Origin of the sequence: Streptomyces sp. NPDC048255, assembly GCF_040652415.1 — a bacterium.
Classification (GTDB): Bacteria; Actinomycetota; Actinomycetes; order Streptomycetales; family Streptomycetaceae; genus Streptomyces.
In genome coordinates this window covers 22625-40187 of sequence record NZ_JBEZMA010000014.1, presented here as the reverse complement: position 1 = coordinate 40187, position 17563 = coordinate 22625, and the positions used below count along the sequence as shown (strand labels likewise).

Genomic DNA, 17563 nt, shown 5'->3' with positions numbered 1-17563 from the left:
TCCAGGTTACCGGGCCCCGGACCCGTCCAGCCCCGGTCCCCGAACAGGGCGGCTCCACTGCGGGGGCTCCGCCCCGGAGCCCCCGCCTCAAACGCCATCCGGCCCCGCCCGCGTTTGAGGCGCGGGGTCCGGGGCGGAGCCCCGGCAGCCGGGCCGCGGGCTACTGCTGGCGCAGCGCCCAGCCCCGCTCGCGCAGCTCGGCCGTCAAGCCCGCCACCGCACGCGGCTCCACCATCAGCTGGACGAGACCCGCCTGCTGGCCCGTCGCGTGCTCGATCCGCACGTCCTCGATGTTGACCCCGGCCCGCCCGGCGTCGGCGAAGATGCGGGCCAGCTCGCCCGGCTGGTCGCTGATCAGCACGGCCACCGTCTCGTACACGGTCGGCGCCGCGCCGTGCTTGCCCGGCACCCGGACCCGGCCGGCGTTCCCGCGCCGCAGCACGTCCTCGATGCCGGCCGCGCCGCCGCGCCGCTTCTCCTCGTCGGCCGACTGGAGGCCGCGCAGGGCCTCCACGGTCTCCGCCAGGTCCGCGGCGATCCCGCTCAGGACGTCCGCCACCGGCCCCGGGTTCGCCGACAGGATCTCCACCCACATCCGCGGATCGGAGGCCGCGATCCGCGTCACGTCCCGGATGCCCTGCCCGCACAGCCGGACCGCCGTCTCGTCGGCCTCCTCCAGGCGGGCCGCGACCATGCTCGACACCAGCTGGGGGGTGTGCGAGACCAGCGCCACCGCCCGGTCGTGCGCGTCCGCGTCCATCACCACGGGGACGGCCCGGCACAGGGCCACCAGCTCCAGCGCCAGGTTCAGGACCTCGTGGTCGGTGTCCCGGGTCGGGGTGAGCACCCACGGGCGCCCCTCGAAGAGGTCCGCTGTGGCGGCGAGGGGCCCCGACCGCTCCTTGCCGGCCATCGGGTGGGTGCCGATGTACGCCGTCAGGTCCACGCCCAGCGCGGCCAGTTCCCGCCGCGGGCCGCCCTTGACGCTGGCCACGTCCACGTACGCCCGGGCCACGCCGCTCCCGATCACCTCGGCCAGCGTGGCCGCGACGTGGGCGGGCGGTACGGCCACGACCGCGAGGTCCACCTGGCCCTCCAGCGGCTCGTCGGAGCCTGCCCCGAGGGCGGCGGCCGTACGGGCCTGCGCCGGGTCGTGGTCGACCAGGTGCACGGTGATCCCGCGCGCGGTCAGGGCGAGCGCCGCAGAGGTGCCGATCAGTCCGGTTCCGATGACGACGGCGGTTCTCACGGGGGCGCTCCAGGGTTGCGTACGGCACGGCGGGGCTTGTCCGGCCAGGGTAGTGGGCACGGCGCACGCCGCGAGGGCCCGGGCCCGCGTCCTGCGGGACGCGGGCCCGGGCCCTCGGCGGCGGCTGTCAGAGCGCCTGCGCCCTGATGATGTCCTCCAGCGAACCCGACGGCACCTGGCCGTTCGGCGTCAGCTTGTCGACGGCCTTGGGCAGCGCCTCCGCGATCTCGCCGGCGGCCTTCTCCGGGGTGACGCCCGCCTGCTCGGCGACCTTCTGGAGGGTGTCTGCCGGCAGGGCCTCCTTGATCTGGTCGGCGCTGACCGGCTTGTTCTCGCCGGTGCCGACCCAGGACTGGGCCTGGTCGGCCAGCCCCGACTTGGTCAGCATGTCCATCAGGCCGCCCAGCGGGTTGTTCCCGCCGGCCGCCTGGGCCCCGCCCGCGCCGCCGCCCAGCAGGGCACCGAGCAGCGAGCCGAGGATGTTGCCGCCACCACCGCCCTGGCCGCCGCTGCCGCTGCCGCCGAGGAGACCGCCGAGAAGAGAACCGAGGTCGTTACCCGCCATGGTCATGCCTTTCGAAGAGGGGCCGGGCCGCGCGCGACAGCGGCGTACCCGGCTTCGAGACACGGACAATGTCACCCGAACCGGGTGACCCCGCCACTTGGCGCACGACCCCGCAGCAGCTGCGGTAGAACGATCGGCATGATCTTCCACATCGTCCCGCTCGCCGACTGGGCCGTCGCGCCCGATTCCCCGTACGCCCCGCCCTCGCTCGGCTCCGAGGGCTTCGTCCACTGTTCGGCGGACCGCCCGACGGCGCTCGCGATCGCCGACGCGCACTACCGCGAGGTACGGGGGACCCTGCTCGCGGTGGAACTCGACGAGGAGGCCCTGACCGCGGAAGTCCGCCGGGAGGGTGAATCGGGGGTCCGCTATCCGCACGTCCACGGCCCGCTGAACCGGGAGGCCGTGAGCCGCGTGTGGGAAGTCGTACGCACACCCGGCCGTCCTGCCTCACTGGTCCCGTGGCAGCCGGGTGCATGAACCGGCGCGGCGGGCTTCTTCCGAGGCCCTCCGCGGGCCAGGATGCTGCACGTCATCCGGCCACACAGCGAGGAGACAGTCATGAGCGACCCCACGCAGACCGCCCGGCGCACCGTACTGGCAGCAGGCGCGACCGCCCTGGCAGGCGGAGTGCTCACTGCCTGCGGCGGTGAGAGCGCGAAGGCGAAACCGGCGAGCGAGCCGGGCAGCGTCACGGAACCGTCCGCGCCCCAACCCGCGGCGGCCAAGAAGACGCTCGCCAAGGCGGCGGACGTGCCCGTCGGCGGCGGCACCATCCTCAAGGACGAGAAGCTGGTGATCACCCAGCCCACGGCGGGGAACTACCGCTGTTTCACGGCGGTCTGCCCCCACCAGGGCTGCCTCGTGACCAAGGTGGCGGCCGGCACCATCGACTGCGCCTGCCACGACAGCAAGTTCAAGGACACCGACGGCGCCGTGGCCAAGGGCCCGGCCACCCGCCCGCTGGCCGAGAAGAAGATCACCGTGGCGGCGGACGGCAGCATCGCGCTCGCTTAGCGGACGGGCGAGCGGGGAGCTTAGGCTCCCCGGATGGACGATCTGACGCTGGTACGGGACCACACGGTCTATCAGTGCGTGATGGGCTCCCGGGCGTTCGGCCTGGCGACGGAGGCGAGCGACACCGACCGGCGCGGTGTCTACCTCGCCCCGACGCCGCTGTTCTGGCGGTTCGAGAAGCCCCCCACGCACGTGGAGGGCCCTCGGGACGAGGAGTTCTCCTGGGAGCTGGAGCGTTTCTGCTCCCTGGCCCTGCGCGCCAACCCGAACGTCCTGGAGTGCCTGCACTCCCCCCTGGTGGAACGCCTCACCCCGGTCGGCGAGGAACTGCTCTCCCTGCGCGAGGCCTTCCTCTCCCGCCGGGCCCACACCAGCTTCAGCCGGTACGCGGCTTCCCAGCGCGGCAAGCTCCTCGCGGACGTCCGCGTCCACGGGGCCCCGCGCTGGAAGCACGCCATGCACCTGCTCCGCCTGCTGCTGTCCTGCCGCGACCTGCTGCGCACCGGCCACCTGACCATCGACGCGGGCCCGTACCGCGACCGCCTCCTCGCGGTCAGGCGCGGCGAGCTCTCCTGGGACGAGGTCGACGCCTGGATGGTCCGCCTCACCGAGGAGACCGAAGCCGCCCTGGCCACGACCGCCCTCCCCGAGGAGCCCGACCAGGCCCGCGTCGAGGACTTCCTGGTCCGCGCCCGCCGCGCGTCGGCCGGCACTCCCTAGGAGTTCGTGACCGGCGAACACCTCCTAGGACGTGCGCCGGCGTATGACGAAGGCGTCGAGCGCGTCGTAGGCCGAGCCGTACTCCGGCAGCGCCGAGACCGCCTGCGCCGCGTCGAGCACCCCGTGCAGCGCCTCGAACTCCTCCCGCACCCGGTCCACGGCCGGCCCCTCGTAAGCCCCGTGCTCGGCGGCCACCTTGGCCTCGATCAGGCCGGCGAGACGGGCGGGCGCCTCCGGTACCTCGGCCAGCAGGGTCGGCAGGTGCGCCTGCACCTCGCCCGACCGCATCAGGTGGACGCCGGTGAGCAGGGCCCGGAAGGCGTACAGCAGCGGCTTCAGCTCGGCCGCCTTCTCGAAGAGCCGCCACTGGGTGTTGGCGAAACCCCGGTAGTGGTGGGCGTGGTGGGAGGTCAGGACGCCGGGGGCGAGCGCGATCAGCTCCTCGTGCGCCGGGGTGGTGTGCACCACCAGCGGGGACAGCAGCTGCTCCAGGACGTAGCCGTTGCGGTTCAGCATCAGCCGGACGAACTTGCGCAGGTCGTGCGTGACGAGGTCCATCTCGACCCCGTCCCGGTCCCACATCCGGCTGCGGGTCTCCTCCGGTTCGCGCAGCCCGAGGAGCGCCTGCGCCGGGAGCAGGTGGGCTCCGCGCAGGTCGATGTCGGAGTCCCGGGACGGGAAGCCGTACAGGTGGGCGCCCGACACGGTGGCGAAGAGCAGCGGGTCGGGCTGTTCGGCCACGACGGGGGTCAGGTCGAGACTCAGTGCATCCAGCATGGATCAAGCATCCCAGAGGGCGCCGAAGGCCAGGAGTTCGTCCCGGTACTCGATGCGGCCCTCCCAGTCGCGCGGCCAGACGTCCGCGCCGAGGTGGGCGCCCGCGAAGGCGCCCGCCAGGCAGGCGATGGAGTCGGAGTCCCCGGCCGTGCAGGCCGCGCGGCGCAGGGCGGTCAAGGGCTCCTCCGGGAAGAGCAGGAAGCAGTGCAGGGCCGTGGCCAGGGCCTCTTCCGCGATCCAGCCGTCGCCGGTGGTCAGGCAGGGGTCGGTCTCCGGCGACGGGCTGCGCAGGGCCGCGGCGAGGCGGTCCAGGACGGCCAGGCACTCGTCCCAGCCCCGGGCGATGAAGGACTGCGCCGAGGCGTCGGAGGCCGTGCGCATCCAGAGGTCGCCGAGCCAGCGCTCGTGGTACCGGGTGCGGTTCTCCAGGGCGTACGAGCGCAGTTGCCCGACCAGGCCGGTCACCTCGGTGCCCCGGGCCAGCAGGAACACCGCCCGCGCGGTCAGGTCGGAGGCGGCCAGCGCTGTGGGGTGGCCGTGGGTGAGGGCGGACTGGAGCTGGGCGGCGCCCGCCCGCTCCTCCTCGGTCCAGCCGGGGACCAGCCCGACCGGGACGACCCGCATGTTGGCGCCGCAGCCCTTGGAGCCGAGCTGGCTGGCGTCCCGCCAGTCCCGCTCGGGGTGGTTCAGCAGCGAGCAGGCCCGCAGGCAGGTGTTGCCCGGGGCCCGGTTGTTCTCCGGCGAGTGGTACCAGTCGACGAACTCCTCCCGGACCGGGCGGGCGAGCCGCAGCGGGCCCACCCGGCCCCGGTCGGCCGCGGTCCGTATGCCCCGCGCCAGGGCGAGCGTCATCTGGGTGTCGTCCGTGACGATGGCCGGCCGGGGCAGTTTCATCTCGCGCCACGGGCCGGTCTTGGCGAGGATCGACGGCACGTCGTTGAACTCGGTGGGGAAGCCCAGGGCGTCCCCCAGGGCGAGGCCGATCATGGCGCCGGTGGCCGCGCGCTTCGTGGTGGCCGTCATCGGGGGTGTCCTTCCGTGGGGCGGAGCAGGGGCGGGTGCAGGGCGGTGGCCGGTCCGGGCCGGTACAGCGCGGCCGGTTTGCCGCGGCCCCCGGTGAGCCGGGCGGCTCCCGGTACGGCCTCGACGAAGCCGGGGGTGGCCAGGACCTTGCGGCGGAAGTTGGGGCGGTCCAGGGAGGTGTCCCAGACGGTCTCGTAGACGCTCTGGAGCTCCCCGAGGGTGAACTCGGGCGGGCAGAAGGCGGTGGCCAGGCAGGTGTACTCCAGCTTCGAGCCGATCCGTTCGCGGGCGTCCGCCAGGATCACCGCGTGGTCGAAGGCCAGGCCGTCGGCCGTCCCCACCGGCACCCAGCGGGCCCGGTCGGCGTCGCCGCCGCCCTCCGCCGCCGGTTCCGGCATGTCGGGCACCAGCGCCGTGAAGGCCACCGAGACCACCCGCATCCGGGGGTCCCGGTCCGGTTCGCTGTAGGTGCGCAGCTGCTCCAGGTGCAGGGCCGCGACCACCGCCCCGGGCAGGCCGGTCTCCTCGGCCAGTTCGCGCCGGGCCGCCGTCTCCGCGGACTCCCTGGGCAGGACGAAGCCGCCGGGGAGCGCCCAGGCCCCCGCGTACGGCTCCTGTCCGCGCCGGATCAGCAGGACGTGCAGGGCCCCGGCCCGTACGGTGAACACGGCGAGGTCGACGGTCACCGCGAACGGCTCGAAGGCGTACGGGTCGTAGCCCCGCACCGGTTCCCCGCTCACCGGGCCTCCGGCAGGGGATCGGCGAAGTGCCAGCCCTCGGCGAGCAGTCCGTCCACCGCGGCCACGGCCGTGGCCAGGCGCGTCCGCCGGTCCCCGCGCACGGGCAGGAAGCGCCGCCCGGTCGCCTCCAGCTCCTCGCGGAACCGTCCGGTCATCCACGGTCTGAGGTGGGGCCCGTCGCGGAGCCCGTCGTCCTCGAAGGGCACGTCGGCGTCGTCCGTCAGCAGGTACAGGTCCCGGCGGGTCAGGGCGGCGGTCCTCTCGACCTCCGCGTTGCGGCCGCCGAGGTAGCGCTCGTGCCAGATGCCGGTCGCGAAGGAGTCGGTGTCGCAGATCAGCACCGGGGAGCCGGTCCGGGCCGCCTTCTCCTCCTCCGCGTCCTGGCGCCGGGCGATGACGGGGAACTCCGCCGAGGTGAAGGAGACGTCCGCCCACGTGGCGGCGGGGTCCGCGGCGCGGGCCGCCGCCAGCTTCTCCTCGCTGTACCGGCGTCCGTACTCGGCGACCCAGCCGGTCGCCGCCCAGACCCCGCCGCGCGCCCGGTAGTGCGCGGCCAGGTCCCGGGACAGCGTCGTCGTCCCGGTGGACTCGGCACCGAGCACGACGACGCGGCGCGCCAGGGCGGCCCGTACGGCCGGCCCGAGGAAGTCCCAGCAGCCGGCCGGGTCCGCCCGTACGGCCGTCCCGGACACCGGGAACAGGGTCCGGGCGGGGTCCACGCAGACCTCCTCGGCGCCGAACCGGCGCGCGAGCTCGGTCCCGTAGCCCTCCGAGGTGAAGACGGCGTCGACGGGGCGGGGGACCGCGCCGCGGAAGATCGCCATGTGGGCCTCCCAGACCGCTGGGTCGTGCAGGTCGACCGGGACGTCGTCCACGGCGCCGACGACCTCGGCGCCGGGGTGCGCCTCCCGCATCCAGGCGACCCGGTCGGCGAGCGGCACCGATTCCACGGAGGCCGCGCAGACCAGCACGGTCAGCCGCTCGCAGCGGTCCTGGGCGGTGCGCACCAGGTGGTGGTGGCCGGCGTGCGGCGGGTAGAACTTGCCGAGCACCAGCCCGTGGCCGAAGCGCCTCACGCCGCCGCCTCCCGGACCGTACGGGCACCCCGCGCCGGCAGCGTGCGCCGCCAGCCGAGCAGGCCGGCCACGCAGAGCGCGAGGAAGCCGACGTACAGGAGTGCGGTGAGGTGGAGCCCCTTGTGGACGTAGAGGGGGATGTAGACGAGGTCGGCGGCGATCCACAGCCACCAGGACTCGATCAGCTTGCGGCACTGGCCGTAGGTGGCCGCGAGGGAGAGGCCGGTCGTGGCCGCGTCCCAGAAGGGGACGGTCGAGTCGGTGGCGCGGCTGAGCAGCAGCGTGAGGGCGAGCACCCCCACCGCCCCCGCCGCGGCCAGCCAGACCCATTCGGTGGGCGTGGTGCGGCGCACCGGCAGGGCTCCGGAGGTTCCTGGTCCACCCCCGTGGGTCCAGGACCACCAGCCGTACGCGGCGAGGGCGATGAAGACGATCTGGAGCCCGGCATCGGCGTAGAGGCCGGCCTGGGCGAAGAGCGCGATGAAGAAGACGTTGTTGGCGATGCCGATCGGCCAGTTGGCGATGTGCTGCCGGGCCACCAGCCAGACGCACAGGGCGCCGGTGGCGAAACCGAGCACCTCGGTCCAGCTCAAGGTCCAGTTCATGCCGGGACCCCCTCACTCCCTTTAATAGTCAGGTTGACTATAAACAGGGGAAGGGGTCCCGGACAAGGGAACGGGCCCCGGACAAACGGGCCCCGGACAACGGAAGAGCCCGCGGCGCCGAGGGCGTCGCGGGCTCTTCCCTTGAGAGCGGGGTACCGGCGGGGTCCTACAGACCGACCTCGCGCATCAGCATGCCGACCTCGGTGTTGGTCAGGCGGCGCAGCCAGCCGGACTTCTGGTCGCCGAGCTCGATCGGACCGAAGGATGTCCGGACGAGCTTCTCGACCGGGAAGCCCGCCTCGGCCATCATGCGGCGGACGATGTGCTTGCGGCCCTCGTGGAGGGTGACCTCGACCAGGTAGTTCTTGCCGACCTGGTCGACGACGCGGAAGTGGTCGGCGCGGGCGTACCCGTCCTCCAGCTCGATGCCGTCCTTGAGGCGCTTGCCGATCTCACGCGGCAGCGGGCCGGTGATGGCGGCGACGTAGGTCTTCTTCACGCCGTACTTCGGGTGCGTGAGGCGGTGGGCCAGCTCACCGTGGTTGGTGAGCAGGATGATGCCCTCGGTCTCGGTGTCGAGCCGGCCGACGTGGAAGAGACGCGTCTCACGGTTGGTGACGTAGTCGCCGAGGCACTGGCGGCCGTCCGGGTCCTCCATGGTGGAGACGACACCGGCGGGCTTGTTCAGCGCGAAGAACAGGTACGACTGCGTGGCGACGGTCAGGCCGTCCACCTTGATCTCGTCCTTCGGCAGGACGCGCTTGCCCTGCTCCAGCACGATCTCGCCGTTGACCTCGACGCGGGCCTGCTCGATGAGCTCCTCGCAGGCGCGGCGCGAACCCATGCCGGCGCGGGCGAGCACCTTCTGCAGACGCTCACCCTCCTCCTCGGCACCCGGGAAGGTCTTCGGGGTCTTGATCACGGGCTTGTCGGCGTACCGGTCGCGCACGCGCTCCTCGATGCGCGCGTCCAGCTCGCGCGGGCGGGACTGGCCGCTACGGCTGCCCGGACCGCGGCGCGGGCCGCCGGCCCCGCCGATACCGGGGGTCTTGGAGGTCTTGGGGCCACCCTTGGCGCCACCGCGCGCGGCCGCGCCACGGGCACCGGAGCCACCGCGGGCGCCGTCGGCCGCGCCGCGGGCACCGCCGCCGCCCGCCTTGGCACCGCCGCGGCCGTTGCGCTCGCCCTCGGGGCCGACGTCGTAGCGGCGCTCCTCGGGGCGGGGGTTGCGGATGCGGGGCGCCTGCTCGCGGTCACGCGAGTCGGAGCCGCCGCCCTGGTAACCGCCGCCGGAGCCGCCGCCCTGGTAGCCGCCGCCGGAGCCGCCGCCGCTGCGGTAGCCACCGCCGGAGCTGCCGCCGCTGCCACCGCTGCGGTAGCCACCGCCGGAGCTGCCGCCGCGGGCGCCGCCACCGCCCGAGCCGCCGCTGGAGCCGCCCCGGTAGCCGCCGGTGCCGCTGCCACCGCCGGAGCCGGCACCGCGGTAGCCACCGCCGCCGCTGGAGCCGCCGCCGCGGGCGCCTCCGCGCCCGCCGCCGCCGCTGCTGTTCCTGTTGCCGCTACCGTTGCCGTTGCCGCTGCTTCGCATCAAAGTTCCGTCGTCTTGTCGTCGTCTTCATCAGTGTCCGGTGCGTCCGGATCGAACGACGGCACACCTTCTTGCGTCTCGGCTTCGATCGCGTCCGCCTCGGGGAGGAAGGGCGCGAGCTCCGGGAGCTCGTCCAGGCCGCGCAGGCCCATCCGCTCCAAAAAGTGGTTCGTCGTCCTGTACAGGATCGCACCTGTTTCGGGTTCCGTCCCCGCCTCGTCCACCAGACCGCGCTGGAGGAGGGTCCGCATGACCCCGTCGCAGTTGACTCCGCGGACCGCCGATACCCGGGAACGGCTCACCGGCTGGCGGTACGCGACGACCGCCAGGGTCTCCAGCGCCGCCTGCGTGAGGCGGGCCTGCTGGCCGTCCAGTACGAAGCCCTCGACGGCCGGGGCGTACTCGGCCCGGCTGTAGAAACGCCACCCGCCGGCGACGAGGCGCAGCTCGAAGCCCCGGCCGGCGGCCGTGTACTCGTCGGCGAGCTCGCGCAGCGCGGCCGCTACCTCGCGCGGGGTGCGCTCCAGCACCTTGGCGAGGTGCGCCTCGGTCGCGGGCTCGTCCACGACCATCAGTACGGCCTCCAGCGCGGGCTTCAGCTCCAGCGCGGCCACCGCGCTCGCGTCGCTCATTCCTTCGCCTCCACGATCTGGTCGAACTCGTCGGTCACCGTCGGCATGCCGTCGCCGTCCCCGCCGCTCCAGCGCACGGTCAGGGTCATCAGGGCCTCCTCCTGGTCGAGGACGACCGCCTTCTCGCGGTAGAGCTCCAGCAGGGCCAGGAAGCGGGCGACCACGGTGAGGGTGTCCGCCGCGTCCTCGGTGAGCTCCTGGAAGGTGGCCTCGCCGCGCGTCTTGAGCATGCGCACGACGAGCCCGGCCTGCTCGCGCACGCTGACGAGGGGGGCGTGGATGTGGTCCACGTAGACCTGCGGCCGGGCCTTGGGCTGCATGGCCTTCACCGCCAGGCGGGCGAAGCCCTCCGGGCCGATGCTGATGACCACCTCGGGCAGCAGCTCGGCGTGGTGCGGCTCCAGGCCGACGGTACGGGGGTGGCGCCGGCCCTCGGCCTCGGCCCGCCGCTCGAAGATCTCGGCGATCTGCTTGTACGCCTTGTACTGGAGCAGCCGGGCGAAGAGCAGGTCCCGGGCCTCCAGCAGGGCCAGGTCGGCCTCGTCCTCGACCTCGGCGGCCGGGAGCAGCCGGGCGGCCTTCAGGTCGAGCAGGGTGGCGGCGACCACGAGGAACTCGGTGGTCTGGTCGAGGTCCCAGTCCGGGCCCATGGCCCGGATGTGCGCCATGAACTCGTCGGTGACCTTGGACAGCGCGACCTCGGTGACGTCGAGCTTGTGCCGCGAGATCAGCTGGAGGAGCAGGTCGAAGGGCCCCTCGAAATTGTCGAGGCGCAACGTGAACCGCCCGTCGCCTCCGGCGGGGCCCGCGGCCACCACCGCCCCGGGCTCGGGCCGCGCGAAGGCCGCAGGGGATCCAGCTGCGGAACCGCCCAGGCCGACCGGGGCCACGGAAGCCGCGACCGGCTCCACACCCGGAGCCTCGGGCCGCGCCAGCGCCGGAGGGGATCCGGGTGCGGAACCGTCCAGGCCGGCCGGGGCGGCCGGGGCCACGGGAGCCACCGCGACCAGGTCCGGCACGGCCGGCTCCACACCCGGAGCCTCGGGCCGCGCGGGCGCCGCAGGGGATCCGGCTACGGGACCCTCCGGGACAGCCGCGGCCGCGACCGGGTCTGGCACGACCGGGTCCAGGCCGGGGACCCGTGGGGCGGGTGCCTCGCCCGGGTCCGGAGCCTCGGGCAGTGCGGCGGGGGCCTGGTGGCGGCCTGTGGGGCCGTGCCCGGCCTCGGGCGCCGCCTGCGGCTCCGGCCCGCCCGGGTGCGCCGTACGCCCCGCAGCGGGCGGCTCAGCGCCTTCGGGGTCCTCCGCCCCGGCCGCCGGATCGGGCGCACCGGGACCGCGTCCCAGCAGGCGGCGGGTCGGTCGGCCGGGTTCGGCGGGGAAGGGCATCGCGGTCCAGGGTGGTGCGGAGGGGGCGGCGTACGGGCCGGACCGAAGCGACCGGCGCCCGTGCAGCCTAGGCGGTGTCTCGCCGATCGGGCCGGACCGGCCCCGGGGCGTCACGCGGGTCCGGCGACGAGCCCCGGCGGGTCCACCAACCCATCGAGCTCCCGCCGCACGCCGGCGGGGGCCCGGGCGCGGCCGCGTGGCGTTCCCGAAGGACACCGTCCGCGGCGGGACAGTTTCCTGGGGCACCGGCTCCGGGCCCCTGGCACGCGGGCTTTAAAGCAGCACGGTCCCGGGCGGGCCCCGGCGGGGACGGTCAGCGGAGCCCCTGGCACGCGGGCTTCGGCACCGCGTACCGGGCGGGACCCGGCAGGGACCGTCAGCGGACCGCTGGCGCGCGGGCTTCGGCACCGCCTACCAGGCGGGACCCAGCAGGGACCGTCAGCGGACCGCTGGCGCGCGGGCTTCGGCACCGCCTACCAGGCGGGACCGGCGGGCCCGGGCGCGGCCGCGTGGCGTTCCCGAAGGACACCGTCCGCGGCGGGACAGGTTCCTGGGGCACCGGCTCCGGCCCCCTGGCGCGCCAGCTCCGGCAGCGCGTACGGGCGGGACCCGGCGGGACCGGGCAGAGCCCCCTGGCGCGGCTTCACCACCGCGTACCGGGCGGGACCCGGCGGGACGGTCAGAGCCCCCTGGCGCGGCTTCACCCCGCATACCGGGCGGACCCGGCAAGGACCGTCAGCAGGTCGCCGGCGCGCGGGCTTCGGCGTCGCGTACCGGGCGGACCCCGCGGGAGCGGTCAGCGGCCGCGCAGGCGGCGTACGAGGATGCTCGCGTCGCCCCGGGATTCGAGGTCGGCGAGGACGACCGCCACCGCTTCGCGGACGATGCGCCCGCGGTCGACCGCCAGCCCGTGCTCCCCGCGCAGCACCAGCCGCGCGTGTTCGAGGTCCATGAGCTCCTCGGCGGAGACGTACACGGTGATCTTCTCGTCGTGCCGCTCGCGCCCGCTGGGCCGCCGGTTCGCACCCCGGCCCTGCCCCTTGCCGCGGCCGCCCGCCTGGGGACCCGCACCCGCACCAGCGGGGCTGACAGAACCTTCCTGCGGCCTGCGCGGCTGCCCCACGACGGGGCCCGCGGTCCCCGCGGCCTCAGCCTCCCGGCTGCGGCCCTCCCCCGCCGTGCCCTCCGCCGAGGTGGCCGAGTGTTCCGCGGCGGACGCCTCGTCGGACCCCCGCCGGGGCGAGGACGACTGGAGGGCCATCCCCCCGGTGGTACGGAACAGTTCGTCGGCTCCGGGCAGACTCACTCGGCGTGACACCGGGCGAGCACCTCCCTGGCCAGCTGGCGGTAGGCGGCGGCGCCGACGGAGTTGGAGGCGTACGTCGTGATCGGCTCACCGGCGACCGTGGTCTCCGGGAAGCGCACCGTGCGGCCGATGACCGTGTGGTAGACGTGGTCGTCGAAGGCCTCGACGACGCGCGCCAGCACCTCACGGCTGTGCACCGTACGGGAGTCGTACATCGTGGCGAGGATGCCGTCGAGCTCCAGCTCGGGGTTGAGCCGCTCCTGCACCTTCTCGATGGTCTCGGTCAGCAGCGCCACGCCGCGCAGCGCGAAGAACTCGCACTCCAGCGGGACGATGACCTTGTGAGCCGCCGTCAGGGCGTTCACGGTCAGCAGGCCGAGCGAGGGCTGACAGTCGATCACGATGTAGTCGTAGTCGGCCATCAGGGGCTTCAGCGCCCGCTGGAGGGTGGACTCGCGCGCGACCTCGCTGACCAACTGCACTTCGGCAGCGGACAGGTCGATGTTGCTCGGCAGCAGGTCCATGTTGGGGACCGCCGTCTTGAGCAGCACCTCGTCGGCCGACATGCCCCGCTCCATGAGCAGGTTGTAGACCGTCAGGTCGAGTTCCATCGGGTTCACGCCGAGGCCCACGGACAGCGCGCCCTGCGGGTCGAAGTCGACGAGCAGCACGCGGCGCCCGTACTCGGCGAGCGCGGCACCCAGGTTGATGGTCGACGTGGTCTTGCCCACGCCGCCCTTCTGGTTGCACATCGCGATGATCTTCGCGGGACCGTGGTCGGTCAGCGGGCCCGGGATGGGGAAGTACGGGAGCGGGCGTCCGGTCGGGCCGATCCGCTCGCGGCGCTGGCGGGCAGCGTCGGGGGCGAGGGTGGCCGCGTACTCGGGGTCCGGTTCGTACTCCGCGTCGGGGTCGTAGAAGTGCCCTTCGGGCACGTTTGCGTAGTCGGCGAAACCCACGGGCTTTTCGCCGCTCAGGTCGCCGGCCCTGGAGTTCACGTCTAGGCCGTCCATGCTCTTTTGGGGCGTCGTCATGTGCTGGTGGTTTGCGAAGGTGCGTACTGCGACGGAGCCGACGGCTTCGAGCCCGGCAGGGCCCTGGCCCCGCTCAGGCATGCCTGCTCGACCACCCCCAGGAGCAAATGTCGACTCATTCACAAGTCGTCTTACCTCCTCGGACGTGACCAGGACACTTATCGATAGGTCAGCGTGGCACCATGCCGACGGTTGGCGACTCTATGGCGTGTCACCACTCAGCGGCAACACAATCCACCGGACCCGGCACGATGTGTCGGCAACCGAACACCACTCTGTCAAGGGCGCGCGGACTGTCGCCGCGAAGTTTCGCGGGTGTGCGAAAGGGTTAAAGGGTTACGTTCGAGGCGAGTTGAACGGGCTACCGGGGCACCGCGCAAACGGCTCCGGCCGGACCTTGGGGGCAAGGTCCGGCCGGATACGTGAGATTGACGTCAGTCGTTGACGCGTCAGCCGAGCAGCGTGTTCAGCTCAAGGGTCTCGAGGCCGTGGGCCTCGGCGACGGGACCGTAAACGACCTGGCCGTCATGGGTGTTGAGGCCCAGCGCGAGCGCCGGGTCACGACGCAGCGCCTCGACCCAGCCGAGGTTCGCGAGCTGCACGATGTAGGGCAGCGTGGCGTTGGTCAGCGCGTAGGTGGAGGTGTTCGGCACCGCGCCCGGCATGTTGGCGACGCAGTAGAAGACCGAGTTGTGGACCTTGAAGGTCGGCTCGGCGTGGGTGGTCGGACGGGAGTCCTCGAAGCAGCCGCCCTGGTCGATCGCAATGTCGACAAGGACACTTCCGGGCTTCATCTTGGCGACGAGCTCGTTGGTGACCAGCTTCGGGGCCTTCGCACCCGGGATCAGCACCGCGCCGATGACGAGGTCGGCCTCGACGACGGCCTTCTCCAGCTCGTAGGCGTTGGAGACGATCGTCTTGATCTTCGTGCCGAAGATCTTGTCGGCCTCGCGGAGCTTGTTGATGTCGCGGTCGAGCAGGGTCACGTGGAAGCCCATGCCGATGGCGATCTGCGCCGCGTTCCAGCCGGAGACGCCGCCGCCGATGACCACGCACTCGCCGGCGTGGGTGCCGGGGACACCGCCCGGGAGCACGCCGCGGCCGCCGGCCGAGCGCATCAGGTGGTAGGCGCCGACCTGCGGGGCCAGCCGGCCCGCGACCTCGGACATCGGGGCGAGCAGCGGAAGCGCGCGGTTGGCGAGCTCGACCGTCTCGTACGCGATGGCGGTGGTGCCGGACTCCAGCAGGGCGTCCGTGCACTCGCGGGAGGCCGCCAGGTGCAGGTAGGTGAAGAGGGTCTGGTCCTTGCGGAGGCGGTGGTACTCCTCCGCGATCGGCTCCTTGACCTTCAGCAGGAGGTCGGCGGTCGCCCAGACCTCGTCGGCGGTACCGAGGATCTCCGCGCCGGCGCCGACGTACTCGGCGTCCGTGATCGAGGAGCCGACACCGGCGTTCTGCTCGATGAAGACCTGGTGGCCGTTACGGACCAGCTCATGCACGCCGGCGGGCGTGATGGCGACCCGGAACTCGTTGTTCTTGACCTCGCGGGGGATGCCGACCTTCATCGTCGATCACGGTCCTTGGCTCAGGGGATGATACGGGGCACTTACATACATACCCGCCCACAAGAACGCGCAACGGGATGCACCACAGGATGACGTGGTGGAGCCAGTCTAATGAAGGATGAGTCGCTGTCTAGCCTTGCAAACCAATAATCTCAGTCGGAACCACTACGGATTTCGCAGGCTGCGGGGTCATCTCCCAGCAATCGATCGGCCGCAGAGCGGTGCAGCCTGGCAGCCGCGGGGTCACCCAGCCGGTCCAGCGTGTCGGCGAGCCGCACCTGGAGCGCGGCCTGGAGCCGCAGGTCCCCGGCCCTGCGCGCCAGCTCCACCGCCTCGCGGCAGGTGTGCAGCGATTCCTCCGGATGCCCGGCGTACTCCTGGACCCGGGCCATCTCGCTCAACGCCTTTGCCTGACCCGGGACATCGGCCAGCTTCCGGTACCCCGCCGCCGCGGCCCGCCAGCTGCGCATCGCCTCCCCGTACCGGCCCGCGTAGGTGTGGACGTTGCCCAGCCGCCCGTACAGCCGGGCCTCGTCCGCGCGCTCCCCCCGCGCGAGGGCCTGGGACAGGGCCCGGCCGAACCAGTCGGCGGCCCGGTGCCAGTCGGTCAGCTCCTGGTACGCGCCGCCTACGGATTCCATCGCGCGGCCCGTCGCGTACGGGTCGTTCGCCGCGCGTCCCGCGTCCAGCGCGGCCCGGTAGCGCTCCAGCGCCTCCTGGGTGCGGCCGGTCTCGGCGTCCAGGTCGGCCAGGTTCAGCAGCGCGGCGGCCTGCTCCCGGTACAGGTTGCGGCGCTCGGCCACGTCCAGGACCAGGCGGTGCAGCCCGTACAGCTCGGGGGCGGCCGCGGCGGTGCCGCGGTGGTCGGCCAGCGCCCGTACGAGGGCCGCGACCAGCCGCCGGGCCAGCGTGTCCAGCTCGCCGTCGGCCACGGCCAGGGAGGCGGCCGCGGACAGCGCGGGCAGCCGGGTGTCCAGCCAGGTGGCGGCGGCCCGCCGGTCGGGGAACCGCAGGGCGCGCGGCATGCCGTCCAGCCGCTCGCGCGGGTCCACGCCGTCGTCGGTGCCCTCGGCGGGCGCGGCCATGGCCCGGCAGGAGTGCAGCAGCCGTACGGTCCGCTCCAGCATCCGGGCCCGGGCCAGCTGGACCTCGGCGGGGCGCTCCTTGGCCTCCAGCAGGGCTTGGAGCAGCGGCGCGAGGCAGCCGGGCAGCAGGTACAGGCCGTCCTGGGAGGGGCGTACGAGGCCCAGCCCGGCGAAATCGTCCAGCGTGGCCTGGGCCGCGGCCACGGAGCAGCCGGCGAGGGCGGAGGCGGTGTGCGAGTCGACGATGCCGGCCGGGGCGAGCGGCAGCAGCCGCAGGGTCCGCTGGGCGGGCTGCGGCAGGGACTCGTAGACGAGGCGGAAGCCCCGGGCGAGTGCACCGCCGGTGGCGACGGGCATGTCGTGCAGCTGCTTGGCCACGTCCGAGACGGAGGCCTTGGGGTGGGCGGCGAGCCATCCGCCGACGAGGCCGAGCGCGGCGGGCTGGCCTCCGCACTCCTCGGCGAGCGCCTCGGCGGCGCGCGGGTCGGCGGTGACCCGGGTGTCGCCGATGCGCTGGGCCAGCAGCTCGACGGCGGACGGCGTGTCCAGCCCGCCGAGGGTGCAGGGCCGTACGTCGGGGATCCCGGTGAGCGGGCCTTCGGCGGTGACCACGACCAGGCATTCGGGGGTGTCGGGCAGCAGGGCGTCGACCTGGTGCGGGTCGGCGGCGTCGTCGACGAGGATGATCACCCGCCGGTCGGCGACGGCGTCCCGCAGGGCGGCGCTCAGTTCGTCCTCCCCGGCCCCGGGCGGCGTGGCGTGTCCCAGGCCCTCCAGCAGCCCCCTGACGGCCCGCTCGGTGGCCACGGTCTCCCCGCCGGGGGCGGTGAGCCGGGTCCGGAGCACCCCGTCGGGGTACTGGTCGGCGACCTCGCGCACGAACGCCTCGGCGAGGGCGGTCCGCCCCGATCCGGGCCGCCCCGCGACGAGCAGGACCCGCGCCCTCGGCGCCTTGGCCTTACGGCCCGAGAGGGTGTCGAGCCCGGTCCGTGCGATGTCCTCGCGCAGCTCCTTGAGCTCACGCCGCCGCCCGACGAAATCCGTCACGGATCCGCTCCTCTCCCTGCCTCGGGTTGCGAGCGTAGTTCACGCAGAGCGACGACCCGGGTGGAGCGCGGCGGGCAAATCCCCCAATCGGATCAACAGATGGTCCGCTTTTTTCACGCGCCGCTCGCACGGCGGCAGCCAGATCC

17 protein-coding genes are annotated in these 17563 nt (G+C 73.6%); 3 read left to right on the top strand and 14 right to left on the bottom strand.

Features of this window, described 5'->3' with window-relative positions; translation table 11 throughout:
- Window positions 1-160: 160 nt before the first annotated feature.
- Together AB0D94_RS14280 and AB0D94_RS14275 are read right to left on the bottom strand one after the other, a co-directional pair.
- Entirely contained in the window at window positions 161-1249 is a 1089-nt protein-coding gene (locus AB0D94_RS14280; RefSeq protein WP_362050891.1) for a prephenate dehydrogenase, read from the bottom strand.
- A gap of 127 nt (window positions 1250-1376) precedes the next feature.
- Window positions 1377-1814 (bottom strand): YidB family protein, encoded by a 438-nt coding sequence (locus AB0D94_RS14275; protein WP_362050888.1) that lies wholly within the window; start codon window positions 1812-1814, stop codon window positions 1377-1379.
- 138 nt (window positions 1815-1952) lie between these two features.
- Here AB0D94_RS14275 and AB0D94_RS14270 point away from each other — a divergent pair, with 138 nt between their 5' ends.
- The 3 genes from AB0D94_RS14270 (at window position 1953) to AB0D94_RS14260 (ending at window position 3551) form a co-directional block, all read left to right on the top strand.
- Window positions 1953-2294, top strand: a complete 342-nt coding sequence (locus tag AB0D94_RS14270; RefSeq protein WP_362050885.1) for a DUF952 domain-containing protein — start codon at window positions 1953-1955, stop codon at window positions 2292-2294.
- An 81-nt stretch (window positions 2295-2375) separates the two neighbouring features.
- Window positions 2376-2831: a Rieske (2Fe-2S) protein gene (locus AB0D94_RS14265; RefSeq protein ID WP_362050882.1), complete on the top strand. Its 456-nt coding sequence runs from the start codon at window positions 2376-2378 to the stop codon at window positions 2829-2831.
- Window positions 2832-2864: 33 nt separating this feature from the next.
- Window positions 2865-3551: a nucleotidyltransferase domain-containing protein gene (locus AB0D94_RS14260; protein ID WP_362050879.1), complete on the top strand. Its 687-nt coding sequence runs from the start codon at window positions 2865-2867 to the stop codon at window positions 3549-3551.
- Window positions 3552-3575: 24 nt separating this feature from the next.
- Here the strand turns inward: AB0D94_RS14260 and AB0D94_RS14255 are convergent, their stop codons facing one another.
- The 12 genes from AB0D94_RS14255 to AB0D94_RS14200 form a co-directional block, all read right to left on the bottom strand.
- Entirely contained in the window at window positions 3576-4328 is a 753-nt protein-coding gene (locus AB0D94_RS14255; RefSeq protein WP_362050876.1) for a nucleotidyltransferase domain-containing protein, read from the bottom strand.
- Between the two features lie 3 nt (window positions 4329-4331).
- The gene (locus AB0D94_RS14250) at window positions 4332-5351 is read right to left on the bottom strand and encodes an ADP-ribosylglycohydrolase family protein (protein WP_362050873.1); all 1020 of its coding nucleotides are present in this window, start codon (window positions 5349-5351) and stop codon (window positions 4332-4334) included.
- Window positions 5348-6091: an NUDIX domain-containing protein gene (locus AB0D94_RS14245; RefSeq protein ID WP_362050870.1), complete on the bottom strand. Its 744-nt coding sequence runs from the start codon at window positions 6089-6091 to the stop codon at window positions 5348-5350. Before AB0D94_RS14245 ends, AB0D94_RS14250 begins: the two co-directional genes overlap by 4 nt.
- On the bottom strand, window positions 6088-7167 hold the full coding sequence (locus AB0D94_RS14240; RefSeq protein WP_362050867.1) for an AAA family ATPase: 1080 nt from the start codon (window positions 7165-7167) through the stop codon (window positions 6088-6090). Before AB0D94_RS14240 ends, AB0D94_RS14245 begins: the two co-directional genes overlap by 4 nt.
- Entirely contained in the window at window positions 7164-7772 is a 609-nt protein-coding gene (gene pnuC / locus AB0D94_RS14235; protein WP_362050864.1) for a nicotinamide riboside transporter PnuC, read from the bottom strand. The genes AB0D94_RS14240 and pnuC overlap by 4 nt, the downstream gene beginning before the upstream one ends.
- 166 nt (window positions 7773-7938) lie before the next feature.
- A complete protein-coding gene (locus AB0D94_RS14230; protein ID WP_362050861.1) occupies window positions 7939-9360 on the bottom strand; it encodes a pseudouridine synthase in 1422 nt (473 codons plus the stop codon).
- Window positions 9360-9992: an SMC-Scp complex subunit ScpB gene (gene scpB / locus AB0D94_RS14225; protein WP_362050858.1), complete on the bottom strand. Its 633-nt coding sequence runs from the start codon at window positions 9990-9992 to the stop codon at window positions 9360-9362. The genes AB0D94_RS14230 and scpB overlap by 1 nt, the downstream gene beginning before the upstream one ends.
- Window positions 9989-11380, bottom strand: a complete 1392-nt coding sequence (locus tag AB0D94_RS14220; RefSeq protein WP_362050855.1) for a segregation/condensation protein A — start codon at window positions 11378-11380, stop codon at window positions 9989-9991. The genes scpB and AB0D94_RS14220 overlap by 4 nt, the downstream gene beginning before the upstream one ends.
- A 796-nt stretch (window positions 11381-12176) precedes the next feature.
- On the bottom strand, window positions 12177-12698 hold the full coding sequence (locus AB0D94_RS14215; RefSeq protein WP_362050852.1) for a hypothetical protein: 522 nt from the start codon (window positions 12696-12698) through the stop codon (window positions 12177-12179).
- Window positions 12683-13801 carry a ParA family protein gene (locus tag AB0D94_RS14210; protein WP_362050849.1) on the bottom strand — a complete coding sequence of 373 codons (1119 nt, stop codon included), beginning with the start codon at window positions 13799-13801 and terminating at the stop codon, window positions 12683-12685. The genes AB0D94_RS14215 and AB0D94_RS14210 overlap by 16 nt, the downstream gene beginning before the upstream one ends.
- A gap of 368 nt (window positions 13802-14169) precedes the next feature.
- Window positions 14170-15285: an alanine dehydrogenase gene (ald, locus tag AB0D94_RS14205; RefSeq protein ID WP_362050846.1), complete on the bottom strand. Its 1116-nt coding sequence runs from the start codon at window positions 15283-15285 to the stop codon at window positions 14170-14172.
- A gap of 152 nt (window positions 15286-15437) precedes the next feature.
- Window positions 15438-17417, bottom strand: coding sequence for a tetratricopeptide repeat protein (locus AB0D94_RS14200; protein WP_362050843.1), 1980 nt, complete (start codon window positions 17415-17417; stop codon window positions 15438-15440).
- Between the last annotated feature and the right edge of the window lie 146 nt (window positions 17418-17563).